The following is a 20,097-nucleotide window of genomic DNA, read 5'->3' on the forward strand; positions in this document are numbered from 1 at the left end:
TCTTGTTTCTTTAGGTCCTGGTTTCTAGAGGCTCTAGGCACGAGCACCTTGGGTATGAAAGTCTTATTTCATGACTAATCCTCTCCTGAGCCCCAGCACGCTGCCGTACCAGCTTCCCCCGTTTAACGAAATCACCACCGCACATTACGCCGAGGCAGTGGAAGCCGGGCTTGCTGAACATCTCAACGAGATTAACGCGATCACTAGCAATCCTGACGCCGCGAATTTTGAGAATACTGCGCTGGCTATGGAGCGTTCCGGAACCCTGTTGCAACGTGCCGCAGCAGGGTTTTTTACTCTAGTTTCGGCGGACGCTACGGATCAGATTCGCGAGCTCGAAACCAAGCTTTCCCCCCTGTTCTCCCAGCACCAAGACGCAGTGTTTATGAATCGGGATCTCTATGACCGGTTCGCAGCAATTCCTACCCAGAACATTGATCCTGAGTCAGCACGGCTCGTGGAGGATTACCTCAAGGAGTTCCGTCAGTCCGGCATCCAGCTCGAGACCGGTGCTCAGGGCCGTTTACGCGAGTTAAATACCGAGCTTTCGCGCCTTGGCACCGACTTCGGCCAGCGGGCCAAGGAAGCCATGAAAAAGGCTTCGTTAATGCTCGACGACGTTGCAGACTTGGACGGTCTGCCCGCCGACGATGTAAACACCGCAGCCGAGGCAGCAAGCGCCGCAGGGCACCCAGGCAAATACCTCCTCACGCTGATCTTGCCCAGCAACCAGCCAGCCATGGCCAGCCTGAACAACCGTGAGGTCCGTCAGCGTCTCTACCAAGCTTCGATCGGGCGTGGGATTGATGACTCGGATTTGGACGTAAGGGCCACTGTTCTGGAACTCGTCAAGCTCCGCGCCGAAAAGGCAGCACTTCTTGGGTTCGCAAATTACGCGGAACTGGCCCTCGAGGACCAAACTGCTCCTGGCATCAACCAGGTTCAGGAAATGCTCCAGCGCTTAGCGCCGGCGGCTGTCCGGAACGCCAACGGCGAGGCAGAGGCTCTCGCCGAAATCGCTGGCCATCCGCTCGAGGCCTGGGACTGGGCGTACTATTCGGCCAAGGTCCGGAGCAGCCGTTACAACGTGGATGAGCAGGCGTTGCGGCCCTACTTTGAGCTGGAGACCGTCCTGCGCGATGGTGTGTTCTACGCTGCCGAAAAGCTTTACGGTGTCACCTTCACCGAGCGCCCGGACCTCAAGGGCTACCACCCCGACGTTCGTGTGTGGGAAGTCTTTAACGCTGACGGTAGCGGTCTCGGCCTGTTTTTGGGTGACTACTACACCCGTGAGTCCAAGCGCGGCGGTGCGTGGATGAATTCATTGGTGGATCAGTCTGAATTGCTCGGCGGAAAACCAGTGGTGATCAACAACCTGAACATCTCCAAGCCGGCCGCCGGTGAGCCAACTTTGCTCACTTTGGACGAGGTGCGGACGGCGTTCCACGAGTTCGGTCACGCCTTGCACGGACTGTTTTCCAACGTCACCTACCCGCGGTTTTCCGGGACCAGCGTGCCACGTGACTTTGTGGAGTACCCCTCGCAGGTGAACGAAATGTGGATCCTGTGGCCGGAGGTTTTGGCCAACTATGCCAAGCACTACCAGAGCGGTGAGGCTTTGCCGGCTGCAGACGTTCAAAATCTGGTTGATTCCCAGGTATGGGGCGAAGGCTTTGGCACCACCGAATACTTAGGTGCTGCACTGTTGGACTTGGCCTGGCACACCGTCACGGCCGCTGACGTTCCGGGCGATGCCCTTGCTTTTGAGGAATCTTCGCTCGCCGCTGCCGGGTTGGCCCACGATCTCATTGCCCCGCGTTACCGCACGGGCTATTTCCAGCACATCTTCGCCGGCTCCGGCTACTCTGCCGGCTACTACTCCTACATTTGGAGCGAAGTCCTGGACGCTGACACCGTGGAATGGTTCAAGGAAAACGGCGGCCTCACGAGGGCCAACGGCGATCACTTCCGCAAAGAACTACTCTCCCGCGGAAACAGCCGCGAACCGTTAGAAAGCTTCCGCGCCTTCCGTGGCCGCGACGCAGCCCTACAGCCGCTGCTAACCCGCCGTCGTTATTTAGGGCTTTTTACCAGCCGCGATCAGCCAAACGGGTGAACGCGGTGTTGGTCAACTGGCTGGAGTCCTGCGGAGCCTGCGACGGCGGCACGTTGATGCCCACCATGGCCTCGCCCAAACCGCGGGAAACCTTGGCAATGACGTCAGGGTCGTCGTAGAAGGTGGTGGCCTTCACAACCGCTGCTGCACGCTCTGCCGGGTTGCCTGACTTGAAGATACCGGAGCCAACAAATACACCATCGGCGCCGAGCTGCATCATCATGGCTGCGTCAGCGGGGGTAGCAATACCACCAGCGGTGAACAGCACCACGGGAAGCTTACCGGTGGCGGCAATTTCCTTAACCAGTTCATACGGTGCCTGAAGTTCCTTGGCGGCAACGTAAAGCTCGTCTTCCGGCATGGAGGAAAGCTTGGCGATCTCAGCGCGGATCTTGCGCATGTGACCCGTAGCGTTGGAGACGTCACCGGTACCGGCTTCGCCCTTGGAGCGAATCATTGCGGCACCTTCATTGATGCGACGCAGTGCTTCACCGAGGTTGGTGGCGCCACAAACGAAGGGAACAGTGAAGTTCCACTTGTCGATGTGGTTGATGTAGTCGGCCGGGGTGAGAACCTCGGACTCGTCGATGTAGTCAACACCGAGGGACTGAAGGACCTGAGCCTCAACAAAGTGACCGATGCGGGCCTTGGCCATGACCGGGATGGAAACGGCATCAATGATGGCGTCGATCATGTCCGGATCAGACATACGAGACACGCCACCTTGAGCGCGAATGTCAGCTGGCACACGCTCGAGGGCCATAACGGCTACGGCACCGGCGTCTTCGGCGATGCGCGCCTGCTCTACGTTGACAACGTCCATAATGACGCCGCCCTTGAGCATTTCCGCCATGCCGCGCTTAACACGGCTGCTGCCGGTAACTGCGGCAGCGGCGTTGCCGGATTCGCCGGTTACTTCAGGTGTAGACACAAAAACCCCTATGGGTAGAAAAATTGGACTTCGCTGGTGCCGAGCAGCAGCAAAAAGCTGGACGCACCGGATGATCTGACCGAGAAGCCAGACACAAACCATAGTAGTCCCCGCCACACTCCGGGGCTGAATCAGATTACCGAGATTGCTTGTACACGGTGGAAATGCGCTGAACCACTGTCACCAAGCTGGCCGCACCGAGCAGGCAGAGTGTCACAAACAGAACGACTTCCGGCAAGCCCAGACCGGTAAACCCGGTCACCACCAGCACCGAAACCAAACGTTCAGCCCGTTCAGCAATACCAACGTTGGCGGTGAATCCAAGCGCTTCCGCTTTGGCTCGAGCGTAGGAAACCACCATGCCAAGGACCAAACAGACGACGGCGGCAATAGCAATCGCGTGATTGTCACCCCGGGTGAAAAACCAGATGGTCACACCAGCAAAGAGAGCACCGTCGGCAATGCGGTCCAAGGTTGAGTCTAAAAAGTTGCCCCAAGGGCCGCTGCGTCCCTGAATTCTGGCCATCATGCCGTCAAGGACGTCTGAGAAAATGAACGCCGTAATAAACAGGGTCCCCCACCAGAGCTGACCAAGTGGGTAGAACACCAAGGCGCCCACCACAACCCCCAGTGTGCCTACGATCGTCACAGCGTCAGGAGAGACGCCGATCTTCAGGAGCCAACGCGCAAGAGGGCTAAAAAGTCGCGTGAAAAAGCCACGCGCATAGCGATTAAGCATCAGCTGGCCACGCCTCGGCCACTAGCTGGCGTACCTCGCCAAGTGTTTGAGTGATGGCTTTGGTTTGGGCGATGATGGGGAAAAAGTTTCCGTCCCCACCCCAGCGCGGAACCACGTGCTGGTGCAAGTGAGCCTTGATTCCGGCGCCGCCCACCGCCCCTTGATTCATTCCGAGGTTAAAGCCGCCCGGGTTAGACACTTGGCGCAGTACACGCATGGCCGTCTGGCTTAGTGCTGCAAACTCTGCCGTTTCTTCCACCGTGATGTCAGTGTATTCAGGAACGTGCCGGTACGGGCACACCAAGAGGTGGCCAGGGTTGTACGGGTACAGGTTCAAAACCACGTAGCAAGTTTTGCCCCGGTAAACGATCAAGGAATCTTCGTCGCTTCGTGATGGCGCAACGCAGAACGGGCAGTCGTCCTTGCCCTTGAACTGGTCCTGCCCACCTTTGATGTAGGCCATACGGTGTGGGGTCCACAGGCGCTGAAAAGCGTCAGGAACGCCGGGCAGCTGAAAGTCATCGCTCACTTCAGCATCGCCCGGATACTGTTGCTGTGCGCCTGTGGACTCCACCATGTACTTAGGCCGTTCGATTCTTGACGGCGTCCACAATGCGCTGCACGGCTTCTTCAACCGGCACACCATTATCTTGGCTACCGTCACGGAAGCGGAAGGAGACAGCTCCGGCTTCCGCGTCTTCCCCACCGGCAATTAGAACAAATGGAATCTTGTCCTTGCTGACGGTGCGGATCTTCTTCGGGAAGCGGTCCGAGGAAATATCCACCTCGGCACGGATACCCGCAGCCTTAAGGCGAGCGACGACGTCGAACATGTAATCGTTGAAGGCCTCAGCCACGGGTATACCTACCACCTGGACTGGCGCCAGCCAGGCAGGGAACGCACCGGCATAATGCTCGGTCAAAACACCCATAAAACGCTCTACCGAACCAAACAGCGCGCGGTGAATCATCACCGGACGTTGACGGGTTCCGTCGGCAGCCTGATACTCCAATTCGAAGCGCTCCGGCAGGTTAAAGTCGAGCTGAATCGTGGACATCTGCCAAGTACGCCCCAGCGCATCCTTGGCTTGTACCGAGATCTTGGGACCGTAGAACGCAGCTCCCCCGGGATCCGGAACCAGTTCCAGTCCTGACGCTTCTGCTACCTCGGACAGAGTGCGAGTTGCTTCTTCCCAGATGGCATCATCACCAACGAACTTTTCTTCATTCTTGGTGGAAAGTTCCAGGTAGAAGTCGTCCAAACCGTAGTCCTTGAGCAAACCAAGAACAAAGTTCAGCGTGGTGGTGAGCTCATCCTTCATCTGCTCTTTGGTGCAGTAGATGTGAGCATCATCCTGTGTCATACCGCGCACACGAGTCAGACCGTGCACCACGCCTGACTTCTCGTAGCGGTACACGGAGCCGAACTCGAACAATCGCAGCGGCAGTTCACGGTAAGAGCGGCCGCGTGAGCGGAAGATCAGGTTGTGCATGGGGCAGTTCATCGGCTTGAGGTAGTAGTCTTGGCCGGGCTTGCGAACCGTGCCGTCCTCGTTGAGTTCCTCATCCACGTGCATGGCCGGGAACATTCCGTCCTTGTACCAGTCAAGGTGCCCGGAAACTTCGTAGAGGTGGCCCTTGGTGATGTGCGGGGTGTAAACGAACTCGTAGCCTGCATCAACGTGGCGCTGACGGGAGTAGTCCTCCATGGCCTTGCGGATGATGCCGCCCTTGGGGTGGAACACCGGCAGGCCGGAGCCCAGCTCGTCCGGGAAGGAGAACAGGTCCAGTTCCACACCGAGCTTGCGGTGATCGCGGCGCTCGGCCTCGGCCAGACGCTCTTGGTACTCCTTGAGGGCTTCCTTGGTGGGCCACGCTGTACCGTAAATGCGCTGGAGCTGCTGGTTGTTCTGGTTTCCCAGCCAGTAGGCAGCCGAAGAACGAGTCAGCGCGAAAGCGTTGGAGATCATCTTGGTGTTGGGCAGGTGCGGGCCGCGGCACAAATCGCACCACACACTGTCGCCGCTCTTGCGGTCAACGTTGTCGTAGATGGTGATCTCGCCAGCACCAACCTCAACGTTCACACCTTCGGCGGCGTCGACGTCGTCACTGTTGTTCTTTTTGCCCAGCAGTTCGAGCTTGTACGGCTCGTTCTTCATGGCTTCGCGGGCTTGGTCCTCGGTGACCACACGGCGAACGAACTTTTGGTTTTGGTTGACGATCTTGAGCATCATCTTCTCGAGGGTTTTCAGATCCTCGGGAGTGAACGGCTCAGCAACGTCAAAGTCGAAGTAGAAGCCGTCACGGATGTACGGGCCAATGCCCAGCTTGGCATCGGGACGCAATTGCTGCACGGCTTGGGCCATCACGTGGGCAGTTGAGTGGCGCAAAACGTTCAGGCCATCGGGAGAATCAATGGTGACGCCTTCAACCGTTGCACCTGCAGGCAAGGGCTGGTCTAAATCTTTGAGTTCACCATTAACCCGGGCCACAACTACATCGCGGCGCTCAAAAAAGAGTTCCGCGCCGGTGGTCCCGGTAGTCACCATTTTCTCTTCGCCGTCGACGTTAAGGGTGATCTGCTGGACTTCTGACACGGGTGTCTCCTATTCATGTTGAGGCTTCATAGCTTGTGGCATACGTTGACCACAGCCAGCCTCTGTAATCGTATCGGTTCCAGTTGGAGGCGACCAACCGAGCAATTGCCGGAGTTTGAGCCCGGGTTAAAGCCCGACGGCGGTTCGCTTCAGTTCAGGGCTCGAGGCACGGATGCCGCTCAGCTCGCTGGTATTCAATGCGCTGTTATTCAGCTCAGCAAGGTCCCATGCCATGGATGCGGACAGGCTAATCCCCCGGTCCCCTGTCCGGCGTGTGGTTCCTCGAATCAGGAGCAAACGGGTGCCAAAAAGTAACGGTCCCGCCTGTTCTTGGGCTTCGTGGAAGAACACTGAATCCACACACCCTGTGCCGTCATCAATACTGATAAACACCACTCGGCGCCCACCGCGCATGGGCGGGGTTTGGGTGGCCACCCGGATACCAGCAACCAATACCTCGGTTCCGTTGCGCAAGGCCAAAAGCTGGTTTGCGGTGGTGACACCCAGCTGTTCAAGCAACGGTTTGTAGCTTTCCAGCAAGTGGCCGCTGACGTCCATGGCCATAAGGTCCAGTTCGGAGCGGACTTTTTCTCTTTGGCTAGGTTCCGGCAGTTCTGCTTTGAGATTGCGTAGCTCAACATCGCCCAGTGGAAGAGACAGTTGCCCTTCGATGGGGCCGTGCCCCCGTGCGGAGGTGGTTTTGGTGGATAGCTGCTGCAAGTGCTGGACCAAGTCCGCCCGGCTAGAGCGCCCGCCGGACTCTTTATGCAAGGCGTCAAAGGCACCCAACTGGGCGAGGCGTTTGATGTTGGGTTTGGAGATGCGTGCCCGCACCCGCAAGTCCGCCAAAGAATCGTAGGGTTGCCCGGCCACTAGCCGTTTAAGCTCGGCACCAGAGAGTCCGTAGATCCCTTTGAGACTCAGACGGATGCCCAGTTTGCCAGCATCCGGGCCGGTGTGGACCCGTTCCACCCGGTATTCTTCACCGCTTGAATTGATGTCCAAAGGGAGGATGGGAATACCCAAACGTCTGGCCTCAGCCACAAGGAGCCGTTTGGGGTACATGCCTGGATCGTGTTCCCACAGGCCAGCCAAAAATGCTTCTGGGTGGTGAGCTTTAAGCCACGCTGATTGGTAAGTGGGCACGGCAAAAGCAGCTCCGTGGGCTTTGCAAAAACCAAAACTGCCAAAGGCCTTCAGTGTTCCCCAGACTTTGTCCACTACTTCAGGGGTGTAGCCGCGTTTGCGGGCTTCTCGACGGAAAAATTCCTCCACCGCGGGTTCACGATTTTCATTGCCGAGCGCCCTGCGGAACTCGTCAGCTTGGGCCAGATCACAATCGGTCATCACGTTGAAAGTTCGGATGATTTGTTCGTGAAAAACCGTCACTCCGTGGGTTTCTTTGAGCACCTCGCGCAGATCAGGGTGCGGGTATTTTTCTGGAGCGAAGCCGTGCCGGTATTCCAAGAAGGGCCGCACCATGTCAGATTTCATGGGGCCTGGCCGGAACAAGGAAATATCGATGATCAGGTCATTAAAGTTTCGGGGTGCTAGCTTCCCCACCAGCTCACGCTGACCCGGGGATTCGATCTGGAAACAGCCCAAAGTGTGAGTACTGCGAATGAGTTCAAAAGTGGGTTCATCATCCAGCGGAACATCGTTGAGCTCAATGTGCCCGTCTTCGCGGATAAAGCCTGGCGGGTTTCCGTGTTGATCCTTGGGGTGGTTTCCGGCGGCCATCACTTCTTCCCGGGAGGGGTGCAACCGAATCACTTCCCGGACGGCAAAAGCCATGGCACTTTGCATCCGGACGCCCAACACATCGAGCTTGAGCATGCCCATCGGGTCCATGTCATGTTTGTCGAACTGACTCATGGGCAGGCCTAAACCACTGGGTTGCACGGGCGTCCGGTCTAAAAGACCAGCATTTCCCAGGATCACCCCACAGGGATGCATGGAGATGTGGCGAGGTAGGCGGTCCAACCTTTCAGTGAGGTCCACCAACAAATCCAGTTGGGGCTCCCGCACATCCAGATAGTTGCCGTCCCTTGTGGGCACACCGGCACCACCTACGCGTGCAGCAAAGTCCCGAAGTTCTGGTTTTTCTACAAGTGCTTCGCGGAAATTACGGGCCGAAAAACGCCAGAGCTGTTTAGCGATCTCACCGATTTCTTCCTCCTCCATTCCCAAGGCCAGCCCGGCATCACGAACAGCACCGCGAGCGCGGTAGCCGTTTTGCATGCTCATGAGGGTGACTCGTTCGTTGCCGAAGCGGGAAAAGATCTTCCGGTAAACGTTGTGCCTTTCGGCGCTTTCCACGTCGATGTCTATGTCCGGGAGGGTTGACCTATCCCGGGAGAGGAAGCGTTCAAAAAGTAGATCGTGGTGGAGTGGGTTTACGTGGCTGATACCGGTGAGGTAGTTGACCAAGCTGGACGCTCCGGACCCTCGGGCTGCGGCTCTGACGCCCATGTCCGTGATCATGGTGGAGACTTCGGCAACGGTGAGGAAGTAGGAGGCGAAGCCTAGTTTTCCGATGGTCTCTAATTCCATCTCCATACGTTCTTGGACGTGTTCTAGTTCCTTGGCGGATGCGCCGGCAAAGCGCCGCCCTATTCCGCCTTCACAGCGTGCTCGGAGTTCGGTGAGTGGATGGTTGGTGATTCCGAGTACTGAGGCTTCGGGCACTTGGGGTTGCTTCCAGCCCATGTCCGTTACGGGGTCTATCCGGCAGCGATCTGCGAGCGCCTCTGTGGTTTTGAGGAGTGCTGTGAGTTCTTCGGTTCCGGCTGAGGCTGCGTGCATGATTTCTTGGGCGAGGTCACGCATTTGTGCGCTGGTTTTGAGCCATGCTTGCCCGTTGGGTTGCAGGAGCGGTGCTTGGGATAGTTCGGGGAGGGATTTGAGGGCGCGTGCTGCGTCTAGGACGTCTGCGGTGGCGGCGCCGTCTTCTTCGAGGTACCGGACGGCGTTGCTGAGTACTGCTGGGGTGCTGTGTTCGCGGGCTAGTTTGAGCATTCGGACTGCGTGGGCGGTGCTGTAGGGGCGCCCGGGCGCGCTGAGCTGTGTGACAACTTCGGCGGCGAGTGTCCCGATGGGCATAATGCTGAGCCAGTGTTTGAACAGGCTGCGTGGGCGCAGGTATTTGCGCCCTGCCATGGCGCGGCCTACGTCTGAGTCTGGTCCCAGGAGGACGGTGAGTACGGGCTGGAGGGTGTTGGGGTCTAGTGTTCTGGAGGCCAGTTCTCTTCGTGTGACGGCTACGGCGATGCTGCCACCGGCCTTGCCTGAGGTGTGGGCGTGCGCGTCGGAGATCAGCCGGCACAGTGCCTTGTAGCCAGCCCCATTGTTTCCACCGTGGGCTAGTACAACGACGCGTCCGGCTACGCGGGTTCGGTCGCCACCGTCGTCGTCTTCTAGGACCGCAAGGTCCACCCCGACGATGGGGTCTATCCCTGCATCCATACATGCTTTGAGGTGTTTGACTGTGCCGTAGAGGCCGTCCCTGTCTGTGCAGGCGAGCGCGCTTGCACCATCTGCGGCGGCTGCTGCGGCGAGTTCTGCCGGCCAGGAGACCCCGTAGTGGGCGCTGAATGCGGTGGAGACATGAAGGTGGGTGAAGCTCATTGACGTTTTCGCCTCTAGGCGCTGCGGGAGTCGAGGGTGTGGTGTGTTTTGAGTAGTCGCCAGCGGTTGGCCGCTACGTAGTGGACTAGTTCTACGGTGATTTCTTGAGTGCCGGCCTGTAATTGCAGTCGCCAGATTTTGTGGTCAACCAGCCCGGCGCCGCTGCCCAGTGGTGCCCGGGATTCTTCTGCCCACCATTGGCGGCGTTCAAACCATCGCAGGGGTTCGGCACAAACGAGGTATTCCGTTCCTGCCCAGGTCACTGCGAGCGGCTGGCCGGAGGGTGCACATTCAACATGTAGTCCCTCTGAAAAGACGCCCATGGCCTTCTCCTCCTATCCGTGTGGTCTCAGATAACTCATACATTCGAACGTATGTTCGAATGCGTTAACTGTACCCCTCGGGTCAGACAAGAGCACCCGGCTTTTCAGAAAAGAGCTTCTTCCGGGGTGATCAACTCGGCGGAATTATTGCGTACATTCCCCACTGCGGAACCTACTGCATCCAATGTCCACGTTGTTGCAACCTCGTTGGCTTGGGCTCTGATAAGTTCCACAAGTCCCGGAATGTCCTTGGCTTCTGGGTCTAACCAGTCACCGAGCGCCTCTTTGCTTAGCGGAACGGGAAGCCGGTCGTGTAAAGCGCCGAGCTCTGCGAGGACCGGGTCCTGCGAGTCCGGGCTGGGCGCCGCCGTCGTAATAATGGACGTAGACAAGACCCAACGGTCCGGTGCACCGTCTTCTTTGGCCGGGTCTTTCCACCATTCGTAGAGCCCTGCAAAAACGATCCCTGAACCGGTAGCCGGGTGAACGTAATAAGGCTGCTTGGTTTTCCCTTCGCCCTTTTTCCATTCGTAATAACCGTCGGCTGGCACGGCGCAGCGGCGAGATTTAATCGCCGCCCGGAAGGACGGTTTTTCTAGGACCGTCTCGCTGCGGGCGTTGAACATTTTGACGCCGATGCCGGGATCTTTGGCCCAGCCAGGGATCAGACCCCAACGGGCAACGTGTAACTGGCGGTGCTTCTCGCCGTCCACTAAGCGCTCTAGCAGGATAGGCACGTCAGTGGTGGGGGCAATGTTCCAACTGGGCTGCAGCTGGAACTCTTCTTCGAGTTCGGCGCCGAAATCCGCCACCAAATCCCCTACCGCACGGGCCATCACGTAACGTCCACACATGTCACCAGCATAGGCTTTCACCGCTCCGAAGACCCGGCCTAAAGAGTGGCTGCGTGGAATACTAAGCCGCCGGATATCGTTGGGCACCAAGGAAGCGAACCATCAACACTAAGGAGTTCTCATGGATTTCACCCCAGAGGCCGGCACCATCACCATGTTTTCCACCACGTGGTGCGGATACTGCAACCGTCTGAAGAAGCAATTGGATGCTCAGGGAATTGGCTACACCGAGGTCAACATTGAAGAGGTTGAAGGCACCGCGGCCCTGGTTGAGCAGCTCAACGGCGGCAATCAGACAGTTCCTACCGTGTTGTTCCCGGATGGCACGGCCGCTACCAATCCTTCCGCGGCTGAGGTCAAAAAGCGCCTCGCCGTCTAAGCGCGATTCCCCACGACAAACACGTCCGGGCGGTTGTTTTAGATAGTTGTCTGAAGCGTCTAAGGCATCCGCCGGGGCTCTTGTGATAGACAAGCAGAGGTATTGCTGTCGTCGAAGGGACCAATCGTGGCTCACAAGGTCAAGGGAATTATCGCCAAGTCCAAGGGCGCTCCTGTCACTCTAGAAACCGTTATTGTTCCGGATCCAGGGCCCGGCGAAGCACTCGTAGACATCATCACCTCCGGTGTCTGCCACACAGACTTGCACTACAAGCTCGGTGGCATCAGCGACGACTTCCCCTTCCTCTTGGGACACGAAGCCACGGGTGTTATCGCCGCCGTAGGCCCAGACGTTACAGACTTAGTTCCCGGGGACCGTGTGATTCTGAACTGGCGTGCCGTGTGTGGCAGCTGCCGTGCTTGCCTCAAGGGCCAGCCGCAGTACTGCTTCAACACTCACAACGCCACCCAAAAAATGACTCTCGAGGATGGCACCGAGCTCAGCCCCGCTCTGGGCATTGGTGCCTTCATTGAAAAGACTCTGGTGGCCGCCGGCCAGTGCACCAAGGTTGATCCTGAAGCTGACGCAGCTGCCGTGGGACTCCTCGGTTGTGGTGTGATGGCTGGAATCGGCGCAGCCATCAACACTGGAAACGTCAAACGCGGCGATTCGGTGGCCGTGATCGGTTGCGGCGGGGTGGGCACTGCTGCCATTGCCGGGGCTGCGCTCGCCGGTGCAACCACCATCATCGCTGTGGACATTGATCCGCGGAAACTTGAGCGCGCCAAAACCTTGGGCGCCACCCACACCATCGATTCCTCTGGCACTGACCCGGTTGAGGCCATTCAGGCGTTGACCGGCGGTTTTGGTGCAGACGTGGTCATTGACGCAGTGGGACGGCCTGAAACCTACAAACAAGCTTTCTACGCCCGTGATCTGGCCGGGACGGTGGTGCTTGTGGGTGTTCCCACCCCTGAGATGAAGATCGAGTTGCCGCTCCTGGATGTGTTTGGTCGGGGCGGTTCGTTGAAGTCTTCGTGGTACGGCGATTGCCTGCCCTCCCGCGACTTCCCCATGCTGGTGAGCCTGTACCAGCAAGGCAAGTTGGATTTGGATGCGTTTGTGACTGAGCGGATTGGCATCAATGACATTGAAGCCGCGTTCGAGAAAATGCACAACGGCGACGTGTTGCGTTCGGTGGTGGAGCTCTAGTGGGTGCCCGGATCGACAACGTGGTCACCTCAGGAACGTTCTCCCTGGACGGTGGCACGTGGGACGTTGATAACAATGTGTGGATTGTTGGCGACGATTCGCAGTGCCTGATCATTGACCCGGCGCATAACCCGCAGAAGGTGAGTGACGCCGTCGGGCAGAGAAAAGTCACGGCAATCCTGCTCACTCATGGGCACGATGACCACGTCCGTGCAGCACTTGAGGCACAGAAGCTTTTTGATGCTCCCGTGTATTTGAGCCCGGCTGACCGGATGCTGTGGGACACGGTTCACCCAGATACCGCTCCGGACGCTGAGATGAGTGACGGGCAGAAGTTTGAGGTGGCAGGAACGGAGTTGGTGGCTCTGGCTACGCCGGGGCACTCACCAGGCTCGGTGAGCTTCTATATCCCGGAGTTGAGTACCGTCATTACTGGCGACACTCTCTTTAAGGGTGGGCCCGGAGCCACGGGACGTTCTTTTAGTGATTTCCCCACCATCATCGAATCCATCAAGAGTCGATTACTAACCTTGCCAGGTAATACCAAGGTGCTGACCGGGCACGGGGATTCAACAACCATTGGTGCTGAGGCGCCGGATCTGCAGGACTGGATAACCCGCGGGCACTAGCCTGCTTCTTATCCGCAGGCGTTTCTCACCCGCAAACGGACTATTCACCGCGGGATTCCCAGGTGATTAGTCCGTTTGCCGGTGAATACCTTCGAGCCAGTCGAAGCTTTTGAAGCTCAACTCGGTGGTGGCTGCGTAGGCGGCGATCACTGCTTCTTCAATATCGTCCACACCAACATGTGGCACCAAGTCATCCACGGACCCGGCTGTGGTGGGATCCCAATCAAGCCCCAGCTCCGAGTACACGTCTTCTAAAACTCGTCGGATGGGCTGGGAGCGTTCCACCACAATCACCGAGCTGAACAGCCACCCTCCGGAAACAACACGTTGGGCAGTGCCTACGAGTTTGAGCCGGTGCTGGGGGAATATCGGGTCCACCCCGTGAACGCTGAACTCACCGGGGCAATATTCGCCCGGGATCTCCCCCACCCCGGCCACAACTCCGGTGGCCACCAGCGAGTTGGCGAGCAGTTCGCCAAACTGGGCGAACCGTCGTCGTGCTCCAGCAATAGCATCCGGACTGGGTTCCACGTGGTCCACCACTAGGCAGCCTTGGTGGTACGCGGCAGCGCGGCCGCCGGCGCGCCGGACTAGTGGCTCAAATCCGGCGTTGCGTGCGGCAATTTCGGCGGCGGGGAAACCGGGAAGTTTGGTGTCTCGCTGCCCAAACGCCAACGTTGGCTGGGGGCGGTAGAGCCGGACGGTGGGGCCCAACTTTTCTTGCCGGGCGGCGGCCAGCATTTCCAAGGCAAAGTCTAGGTCGGCTTCGGCACCCAGGCTCCGGTCCTGACGAACGATGGAGAGCACTGTTACTTAGACCTTTCGCACGGTAAGAATTTGCTCGGAACGGCCAAAGGGTCCCTGCTCATCGTGCAGGACAGTGGAGGTCAGGCCAATTCCATCGGTGCCAAAGGTAACGGAATTATCCAAGCCCAACCATTCGCCCTCCGGCATCCGGTACATGTGGATTTGCAGGTCCAAGTTGGGGAACGCATAGGTGTTTTCGCCCGGAGCAACGCGGGCAGCGATGCCGTTAGAGGTGTCCACTAGGCCGATGAGTCGCGCGAGATCGGTGCTATCTGCAGCGTCGGTGAGCGGGTATCCGGGTTTGATCCACACTTGGCCGCTGCCTGGCCGGTGATTGGGAGCCACCGCCATCTCGAGGGATTGGATGTATCCGCCTGGCCACACGGTGCTTCCGTCCCAAACTTCGCATTCGCTGCGCGGCGCCATGGTGGTGTCCTCCACAGCTGCAACCTCGCTGGTGTCGCTGGTCATCATGCGCCATGCGGTGGCGCGGATGGCGGTGCGCCCGTTGGCGATCATTTCTGCTTGGATGAGTTCGATGGTTTTGCCGGGCCGTAGGGTGGTGGTTTCAAGGTGGAATTCGCCGCCGGGGATGAGACCTAGAATTTCGTAGCTGATGCGGGCCATGCGCAGATCTTCGCGAGGCTCATGACGAAGTAGCGCTTCGGCGAGCAAACCGGAAGCGGGAGCCATGTGTTGTTCGTGGGGATTCCACGCGCCTTGAACGTGAATCGTGGAGCGATATTTTCCGTCCCCCAGCCATTGGTAGTAGAAGTCACCTTCGGCCAGTTCTGGCAAATCCACCGTTTGCTCCTTCGCTTGTGCAGTATTTACGGCTCCACTCTAGCGTCAAGTGGTTCGCTTCTTTCCGCAGGTGTTGCGCGTCTGCGGCGGACAATAATGGTCAGCGCAATCACTACTAGCAGGAGCCCTAAGCCAGCGAGTGTCCACGGCGATTTGCCCGCCAAAGTGATCCACGCGTCGATCGCGGCCAGCCCTACGGTGGCGTACAGAAACGCCCACATGAGTGAACCTACGACGACGGCTGGCACGTAGCGTTTGAGTGGCATCTTCCCTGCCCCGGCGGTGAGGTTCACCGCGGTTTGGATGCCGATGGTCAGGAACGAGAACATCACGGCCCAGGGCCCCCAACGGGCTATGAGTTTGCGTGCCGTATCGGCTTTGGGACCGGTAAGGTGACGGCCAAGTTTGCTGCGTGCAGCCCCGGCGGTGGCGCCTCGTCCTAGCCAATAGGTGGCGTTGGCGCGCAGCATCACAATCACAAAGAGCGCTGCGACTGCCACTTCGAAGGGCAAGGACATGATCTGATCCACCAATACAGGCTACCGACACTGAGGTAGGTAGACTCAAAAGCGGTCCTTCACACACAACGGGAAGAGGTGGCCAGCTGATCCGGGTCATTAGCTATAACTTGCGCAAACATGCGGCCAGCGGCGAGCTTGAAGACTTGGTAGCGACGTTTAAGGTCGATGCTTTGTGCATTCAGGAATGCACCACCGCTGACATGCCTGAGGCGATTGGCCACTTGCGTTTGGCGGATGCCACCCGTGGGAATCGTTTGGGTTTGGCGATTTATTACGACGCCGAACGGTTCACTGACGCGCACACCAAGGCTTTTTCACTCAAAAAGTCCATGCATGACCATGTCCTCTCCCCCGCCCATGAGCGGCTTTTGGGGACTCGGCTGGTGGATATCGCCACGGGGCATGAACTGGTGCTGGGCTCTTTCCACGCCGCACCGCTGACCGCATCGAACTCTTTGCGGCGTAAGCAGATCCATGCCGCGCATGCGGAACTTTTGGGTTTGGGTGGCGAGAAGATGACACTGATGGTGGGCGACTTCAACTATCCGCTGTTCACCAATAGCCTGACGCGGCACGTGCGGGACACCGGCTTTGATCTTTCACTCAGTGACCGGAAAACGTACACACGATACCGGGTGTTTAAGGGTCACTTCGACTTCGCCACCTCGCAAGGCTTGAATATCACCAAGGTCCAGACACTCCCCCGCGGCGCCTCTGATCATTTGCCGATTATGGTGACGGCCGAATTCGGCGACTAACTTTTCCGAACGAAACGCGAGTGCGCCACTTTCTCTGAGGTGGCGAATTCGGCCAGTTCCAGCGCTGTGGTGTCCACGCCGTCGAACAGGCTTGCGCCGGCACCTAGAATCACCGGAACCGTGGCTACGTGCAGTTCGTCCACGAGCCCAGCGTTGAGGTATTCGCGGACCGTTTCCGCGCCACCGCCTAGGCGAACATCTTTTCCGGCCGCAGCCTCCATCGCTTGGTCATAGGCGCTCTGGATACCGTCGGTGACAAAGTAAAACGTGGTGCCGCCTTCCATCGGTAGCGGGTCCCGGGCGTGGTGGGTGAGCACAAATACGGGGTGCCCGTAGGGTGGGGTTGGGCCCCACCAGCCGTCCCAAGTTTTTGATTCAGGGGTGTCCCAAGCGCCACGGTATGGGGTGAACATGTTCCGGCCCATGATGGTGGCCCCAATGTTTTCTTCTCCCCGGCGCAGCCACTGATCATCAATGCCTGTGGTTCCGCCTTCTTGGCCCATCATGCCCCGGCCAAAGGAGGTTTCAAACACCCATGCGTGGAGGTTCTCGGTGCCGATGCCTAACGGGGCTTCCAGGCTCTGTTCCGGTCCGGCCATGTAGCCGTCTAGGGAGGTGGCCAGGCTGTGGGCGCGTAGTCGGGGCATTAGTGTTTCGCCTTTGAGTGCTTGTTGGATGCGAGAAATTCGAGCAGGAGTGGCGCCAGTGCAGCGGGGTCGGCGTTGTGGGTCTGGTCTTCGAGTTCCGCTGTGGAGCCGTGTTGAACGGCAGCGGCAACTTCCCGTGCAGATTGTTGGGCCCACGCGGGACTGCTGCCACCGTGGACAACTAATACCGGCGCTTTGATGCGAGCTAGCCGTTCCTGAGGGACTACCGCGTCGCCGACTATGTGAAGGTCGTAGAACAAGGTGTGAGCAATGGCAGTGAGTTGGGGCCACCACGGCGCATTGACCATGTCCGGATCGGTGGGCGCCCCAACGTGTGCCATAAATGCTTGGACGGCTTGGTCGCGTTGATCGTTTTCCACTAGTTGTTGTACCCGCTGGGCGAAGGCATCCCACGGTTCATCTGGGTCCTGGGGTGTGCAATATGGGGGTTCGTAAGCAAATACGCCGCCGAACGGTACGCCCGCGGCTGCGGCCTCGAGCGCAAGAATCGCTCCAGAGGAGTGTCCGTAGACGGCCACGTTGCCGTCGATTGCCTGGACAACTGCGGCGATATCTTCAATTTCACGGTCGACGGCGTAGGGCTGAGTATCGGTGCTTTCTCCCCTGCCGCGCCGGTCCAGTCCGTAGACGGTGAATGTGTCTTGGAGGAACGGTACATAGGGCTGTACGGCGTGGCGGTTGCTGAGTGCCCCGCCGATGATTAGCAACGGATCACCGCTTCCGGCAGCCTCAAAGGCAATCGAAGTCCCATCAGAGGAGGTGACGTGCTCAACCATGGTGCAATCCGCCTTTGGAGTCATAAAAATACAAGCAGAATATGTCTACGCCTGGTGGAGAGGATCGGCAAGAGGCACTGGTCGATTTAGTCGAGGACCCGCTGCCGGAGCGCCGCGAGGATCCGCTCAATATCAAGTACGACGGCGGCTCCCGGTGCGAGTGCGTATCCGTCACTTTTGGGGGCAGCGGCGATTTCCTTAGAAAGTTCAGTGAGGCTAGTGCGGACAGTTTCCAATGATGCTTCGTCGGTCCCGCTCTCATCCCACTTCTCCAGTGCTGCCGCCGTGGCATCGAGACAATTGCTCAAGGGGCGGCGCAGATCTTCGATGAGTTCCACTTGTACTGGCGCATCCTGCACTGCGCCGGCCAGCACATCAGTGATGTTCCGGACGTGGAAAGTGATGGCTTCCAATGCGGCGAGGTCTTCAAAGTTGTTGTCTACTAGTTGCTTGCGTGACTTGCGATAGCCACGTGGATTGGCCCGTTGGCTTTCATGGGCTTCATAGGCTGCGGCGCGAATTTCACTGACAGTGCTTGTCATCAGCTCCGCGCGGTCCGCCCAGTCTTGTTCCTCTGGTGGCCAGTGGCCCACAAGCGCGCTGGCCATGTCTCGGAGTTGTTGGACAAGGACTCCACGGCCGCGCGAAGTATGTGACAACGCTGCGTTGAGCCTTATCGGCGGGAGGATGGTCAGATTTACAGCTAGCCCCACCACCACACCCAACGCCATCTGAACCAAATACCCAATGGAATAGTCGTCAGCATTCTGCCCGCCGACGATCAGCACAAAAAGAACAGCCATGGGCACGTATTCGCGTCCGGCTCCCAGCCGGTGATGACCGGATAAAAGCACACCGAGGCCTACCGCAAGGGAAATGGTGATGATGTTCGGGCTGCCAGCGAGGAGAACGCCGCCAGCCAACAAGATGCCAAGAACAAGACCCAGTAGCGTCTGGAAACCTACGCGTACCGAACCCATAAACGTTGGGTACATACTCACAATCGCACCCAGTGGTGCGTAGTACGGGTACTCCTGAGTCACCCCGGGCATCAGACTCGCCAGTTGCCACGCAATACCTACAGCAAGGGCCGTTTTGACGGCCAACAGAAGGCGGCTACCTGCGGCATCGCGATTTTGTGCTGTCCACAGCCCGCGTATGTGTTGCTTTGTTAACACCTGCGCCCCTTAGGGTGGCTGAACCTCCAGCCCAAACCGGGCTAAAGGTATCCCTGCAGTCTAGGCGGTCCTCACAGCCACGTCATCGACGCCCCGTGCCCGTGAGTCCACGCAACTGCCTGACCATCGAGACCAAGTACAAAAGAGGACCGGTCTGGCGGTGATTCAGGCGCCGTGGCAGTGATCTGTGGCAGCACGTTGGTGGCTTCATTTGAGACCCAGCGGCACACTCCCCTAGCAACCAGCTCCATCATGAGCGCATAGAACTCATCCCGCTCTTCGGCCGTCAGGTAAGCAATCACGGCGCTGTGGAACACCACCACCGCGCCGTGTTCTGCAGCTACGTCGATCTGCGCACGAAGAGCCGTCAAGATGTTACCCCGCACCAGTGTGGGCGGTTCAACCCGGGCCATGTCGATAGCAGCGGCCAGACGCGCTCGGCGCTCTTCCTGCTCAGGCCACACAAGGTTCTGTAGCCACGCCATGGCATCAGCGTCATTAACGTCGAGAGGGTTCAGGTCCACACCGCCACGCCACGCAATAGCCGGCAAAGTAGTGGGCAGCGGCTCCTCACCGCTCACAGTGCAACTAAGAGTCGGCCCGGCCGCGCCATAAAGGCGCCCCTGCGGAACCCAGTTGTAGTTGTACTTGTCTGGGTACAAACACAGACCGGCGCTGGCACCTGCCTCAACCAGAGCCAGGGGCCGTCCGGACTCCGAGGCAATACGCGCAAACACGGGAGTTAGGGTGGCCAGCCTGCCCACTTCATTCGTCTGGGTTGCCCGGTCTAGGATCGTCTGCCGAATCCGGCCGTCATCAGCCAAAAGCGCCTCTCGGAGCGCCGCATACGGTCCAGGCGCCGGCACACCAATCCAGCGTGCAGCGGCAAACACCAAGTTCGGTTGTCGCTTGATACCTGGCAGGGACGAAATCCAGGCCAGAACGTCCGGATCGTCGGAGACAGCCTTCGCCCACTGCTCAAAACACGGCGAGTCCCTCGCATCGTGTGAAAAGGCACTGTATTGCTCCGCTACGTCGGTAAACAGATCCATCCACTCATTCTGCACCAGCGGCCAAAACAGTAGTGCCCGGCACCACAAGGCACCGGGCACTCCTAAAAAAATATTGAACTACTGAACTGCCGAACATCACAACGGCAAGGCGATTACCGCCGTCGT

Annotated in this window: 19 protein-coding genes; 5 read left to right on the forward strand and 14 right to left on the reverse strand. The window is 58.5% G+C overall.

Annotated elements, in window-relative coordinates:
- Positions 1 to 70 precede the first annotated feature (70 nt).
- Positions 71 to 2,116 carry a M3 family metallopeptidase gene (locus tag ACQQCD_RS04715; protein ID WP_430267247.1) on the forward strand — a complete coding sequence of 682 codons (2,046 nt, stop codon included), beginning with the start codon at positions 71 to 73 and terminating at the stop codon, positions 2,114 to 2,116.
- Here ACQQCD_RS04715 and pdxS read toward each other — a convergent pair.
- The 7 genes from pdxS to ACQQCD_RS04750 form a co-directional block, all read right to left on the reverse strand.
- Positions 2,088 to 3,047, reverse strand: a complete 960-nt coding sequence (pdxS, locus tag ACQQCD_RS04720) for a pyridoxal 5'-phosphate synthase lyase subunit PdxS (protein ID WP_430267248.1) — start codon at positions 3,045 to 3,047, stop codon at positions 2,088 to 2,090. The two genes, ACQQCD_RS04715 and pdxS, sit on opposite strands and share 29 nt — an antisense overlap.
- 136 nt (positions 3,048 to 3,183) lie before the next feature.
- Positions 3,184 to 3,786 carry a phosphatidylinositol phosphate synthase gene (gene pgsA, locus ACQQCD_RS04725; protein ID WP_430267249.1) on the reverse strand — a complete coding sequence of 201 codons (603 nt, stop codon included), beginning with the start codon at positions 3,784 to 3,786 and terminating at the stop codon, positions 3,184 to 3,186.
- The gene (locus ACQQCD_RS04730; RefSeq protein ID WP_430267250.1) at positions 3,779 to 4,363 is read right to left on the reverse strand and encodes an HIT family protein; all 585 of its coding nucleotides are present in this window, start codon (positions 4,361 to 4,363) and stop codon (positions 3,779 to 3,781) included. Before ACQQCD_RS04730 ends, pgsA begins: the two co-directional genes overlap by 8 nt.
- A gap of 4 nt (positions 4,364 to 4,367) precedes the next feature.
- On the reverse strand, positions 4,368 to 6,335 hold the full coding sequence (gene thrS, locus ACQQCD_RS04735) for a threonine--tRNA ligase (protein WP_430267294.1): 1,968 nt from the start codon (positions 6,333 to 6,335) through the stop codon (positions 4,368 to 4,370).
- Positions 6,336 to 6,509: 174 nt separating this feature from the next.
- Entirely contained in the window at positions 6,510 to 10,010 is a 3,501-nt protein-coding gene (locus ACQQCD_RS04740) for a DNA polymerase III subunit alpha (protein ID WP_430267251.1), read from the reverse strand.
- Between the two features lie 14 nt (positions 10,011 to 10,024).
- A complete protein-coding gene (locus ACQQCD_RS04745) occupies positions 10,025 to 10,333 on the reverse strand; it encodes a hypothetical protein (protein WP_430267252.1) in 309 nt (102 codons plus the stop codon).
- A 104-nt stretch (positions 10,334 to 10,437) separates the two neighbouring features.
- Complete coding sequence (locus ACQQCD_RS04750; protein ID WP_430267295.1) at positions 10,438 to 11,187, reverse strand: SOS response-associated peptidase; 750 nt, start codon at positions 11,185 to 11,187, stop codon at positions 10,438 to 10,440.
- A gap of 121 nt (positions 11,188 to 11,308) precedes the next feature.
- On the opposite strand from ACQQCD_RS04750, the gene ACQQCD_RS04755 reads away from it, so the two are divergent.
- From ACQQCD_RS04755 to ACQQCD_RS04765, 3 genes are all read left to right on the forward strand, one after another.
- Entirely contained in the window at positions 11,309 to 11,566 is a 258-nt protein-coding gene (locus ACQQCD_RS04755; RefSeq protein ID WP_430267253.1) for a mycoredoxin, read from the forward strand.
- 126 nt (positions 11,567 to 11,692) lie between these two features.
- A complete protein-coding gene (locus tag ACQQCD_RS04760; protein ID WP_430267254.1) occupies positions 11,693 to 12,778 on the forward strand; it encodes an S-(hydroxymethyl)mycothiol dehydrogenase in 1,086 nt (361 codons plus the stop codon).
- Entirely contained in the window at positions 12,778 to 13,407 is a 630-nt protein-coding gene (locus ACQQCD_RS04765; protein WP_430267255.1) for an MBL fold metallo-hydrolase, read from the forward strand. The genes ACQQCD_RS04760 and ACQQCD_RS04765 overlap by 1 nt, the downstream gene beginning before the upstream one ends.
- Before the next feature lie 66 nt (positions 13,408 to 13,473).
- On the opposite strand, the gene ACQQCD_RS04770 is transcribed toward ACQQCD_RS04765, so the two are convergent.
- From ACQQCD_RS04770 to ACQQCD_RS04780, 3 genes are read right to left on the reverse strand one after another with little or no spacing between them, the layout of a single operon-like run.
- A complete protein-coding gene (locus tag ACQQCD_RS04770; protein WP_430267256.1) occupies positions 13,474 to 14,214 on the reverse strand; it encodes a lipoyl protein ligase domain-containing protein in 741 nt (246 codons plus the stop codon).
- A 6-nt stretch (positions 14,215 to 14,220) separates the two neighbouring features.
- Positions 14,221 to 15,018, reverse strand: a complete 798-nt coding sequence (locus ACQQCD_RS04775) for a thioesterase family protein (RefSeq protein WP_430267257.1) — start codon at positions 15,016 to 15,018, stop codon at positions 14,221 to 14,223.
- A 26-nt stretch (positions 15,019 to 15,044) separates the two neighbouring features.
- On the reverse strand, positions 15,045 to 15,548 hold the full coding sequence (locus ACQQCD_RS04780; protein ID WP_430267258.1) for a DedA family protein: 504 nt from the start codon (positions 15,546 to 15,548) through the stop codon (positions 15,045 to 15,047).
- A gap of 77 nt (positions 15,549 to 15,625) precedes the next feature.
- Here ACQQCD_RS04780 and ACQQCD_RS04785 point away from each other — a divergent pair, with 77 nt between their 5' ends.
- The gene (locus tag ACQQCD_RS04785) at positions 15,626 to 16,297 is read left to right on the forward strand and encodes an endonuclease/exonuclease/phosphatase family protein (protein ID WP_430267296.1); all 672 of its coding nucleotides are present in this window, start codon (positions 15,626 to 15,628) and stop codon (positions 16,295 to 16,297) included.
- Here the strand turns inward: ACQQCD_RS04785 and ACQQCD_RS04790 are convergent.
- From ACQQCD_RS04790 to ACQQCD_RS04805, 4 genes are all read right to left on the reverse strand, one after another.
- Entirely contained in the window at positions 16,294 to 16,944 is a 651-nt protein-coding gene (locus ACQQCD_RS04790; protein ID WP_430267259.1) for a dihydrofolate reductase family protein, read from the reverse strand. The two genes, ACQQCD_RS04785 and ACQQCD_RS04790, sit on opposite strands and share 4 nt — an antisense overlap.
- Positions 16,944 to 17,741, reverse strand: coding sequence for an alpha/beta fold hydrolase (locus tag ACQQCD_RS04795; protein WP_430267260.1), 798 nt, complete (start codon positions 17,739 to 17,741; stop codon positions 16,944 to 16,946). The genes ACQQCD_RS04790 and ACQQCD_RS04795 overlap by 1 nt, the downstream gene beginning before the upstream one ends.
- 86 nt (positions 17,742 to 17,827) lie before the next feature.
- Entirely contained in the window at positions 17,828 to 18,919 is a 1,092-nt protein-coding gene (locus ACQQCD_RS04800) for an FUSC family protein (RefSeq protein ID WP_430267261.1), read from the reverse strand.
- 71 nt (positions 18,920 to 18,990) lie between these two features.
- Entirely contained in the window at positions 18,991 to 19,971 is a 981-nt protein-coding gene (locus tag ACQQCD_RS04805) for a DUF2332 domain-containing protein (protein WP_430267262.1), read from the reverse strand.
- Positions 19,972 to 20,097: the final 126 nt, after the last annotated feature.

The organism is Pseudarthrobacter sp. J1763 (genome assembly GCF_050490295.1).
Classification (GTDB): domain Bacteria; phylum Actinomycetota; class Actinomycetes; order Actinomycetales; family Micrococcaceae; genus JBNPEO01.

What these genes read in the sequence shown, in the direction of transcription:
- ACQQCD_RS04715 (WP_430267247.1), top strand. Translation starts at nt 71, where the DNA reads ATGACTAATCCTCTCCTGAGCCCCAGCACGCTGCCGTACCAGCTTCCC.
- pgsA (WP_430267249.1), bottom strand. Translation starts at nt 3,786, where the DNA reads ATGCTTAATCGCTATGCGCGTGGCTTTTTCACGCGACTTTTTAGCCCT.
- ACQQCD_RS04730 (WP_430267250.1), bottom strand. Translation starts at nt 4,363, where the DNA reads ATGGTGGAGTCCACAGGCGCACAGCAACAGTATCCGGGCGATGCTGAA.
- thrS (WP_430267294.1), bottom strand. Translation starts at nt 6,335, where the DNA reads ATGGTGACTACCGGGACCACCGGCGCGGAACTCTTTTTTGAGCGCCGC.
- ACQQCD_RS04740 (WP_430267251.1), bottom strand. Translation starts at nt 10,010, where the DNA reads ATGAGCTTCACCCACCTTCATGTCTCCACCGCATTCAGCGCCCACTAC.
- ACQQCD_RS04745 (WP_430267252.1), bottom strand. Translation starts at nt 10,333, where the DNA reads ATGGGCGTCTTTTCAGAGGGACTACATGTTGAATGTGCACCCTCCGGC.
- ACQQCD_RS04750 (WP_430267295.1), bottom strand. Translation starts at nt 11,187, where the DNA reads ATGTGTGGACGTTACGTGATGGCCCGTGCGGTAGGGGATTTGGTGGCG.
- ACQQCD_RS04755 (WP_430267253.1), top strand. Translation starts at nt 11,309, where the DNA reads ATGGATTTCACCCCAGAGGCCGGCACCATCACCATGTTTTCCACCACG.
- ACQQCD_RS04790 (WP_430267259.1), bottom strand. Translation starts at nt 16,944, where the DNA reads ATGCCCCGACTACGCGCCCACAGCCTGGCCACCTCCCTAGACGGCTAC.
- ACQQCD_RS04795 (WP_430267260.1), bottom strand. Translation starts at nt 17,741, where the DNA reads ATGGTTGAGCACGTCACCTCCTCTGATGGGACTTCGATTGCCTTTGAG.
- ACQQCD_RS04805 (WP_430267262.1), bottom strand. Translation starts at nt 19,971, where the DNA reads ATGGATCTGTTTACCGACGTAGCGGAGCAATACAGTGCCTTTTCACAC.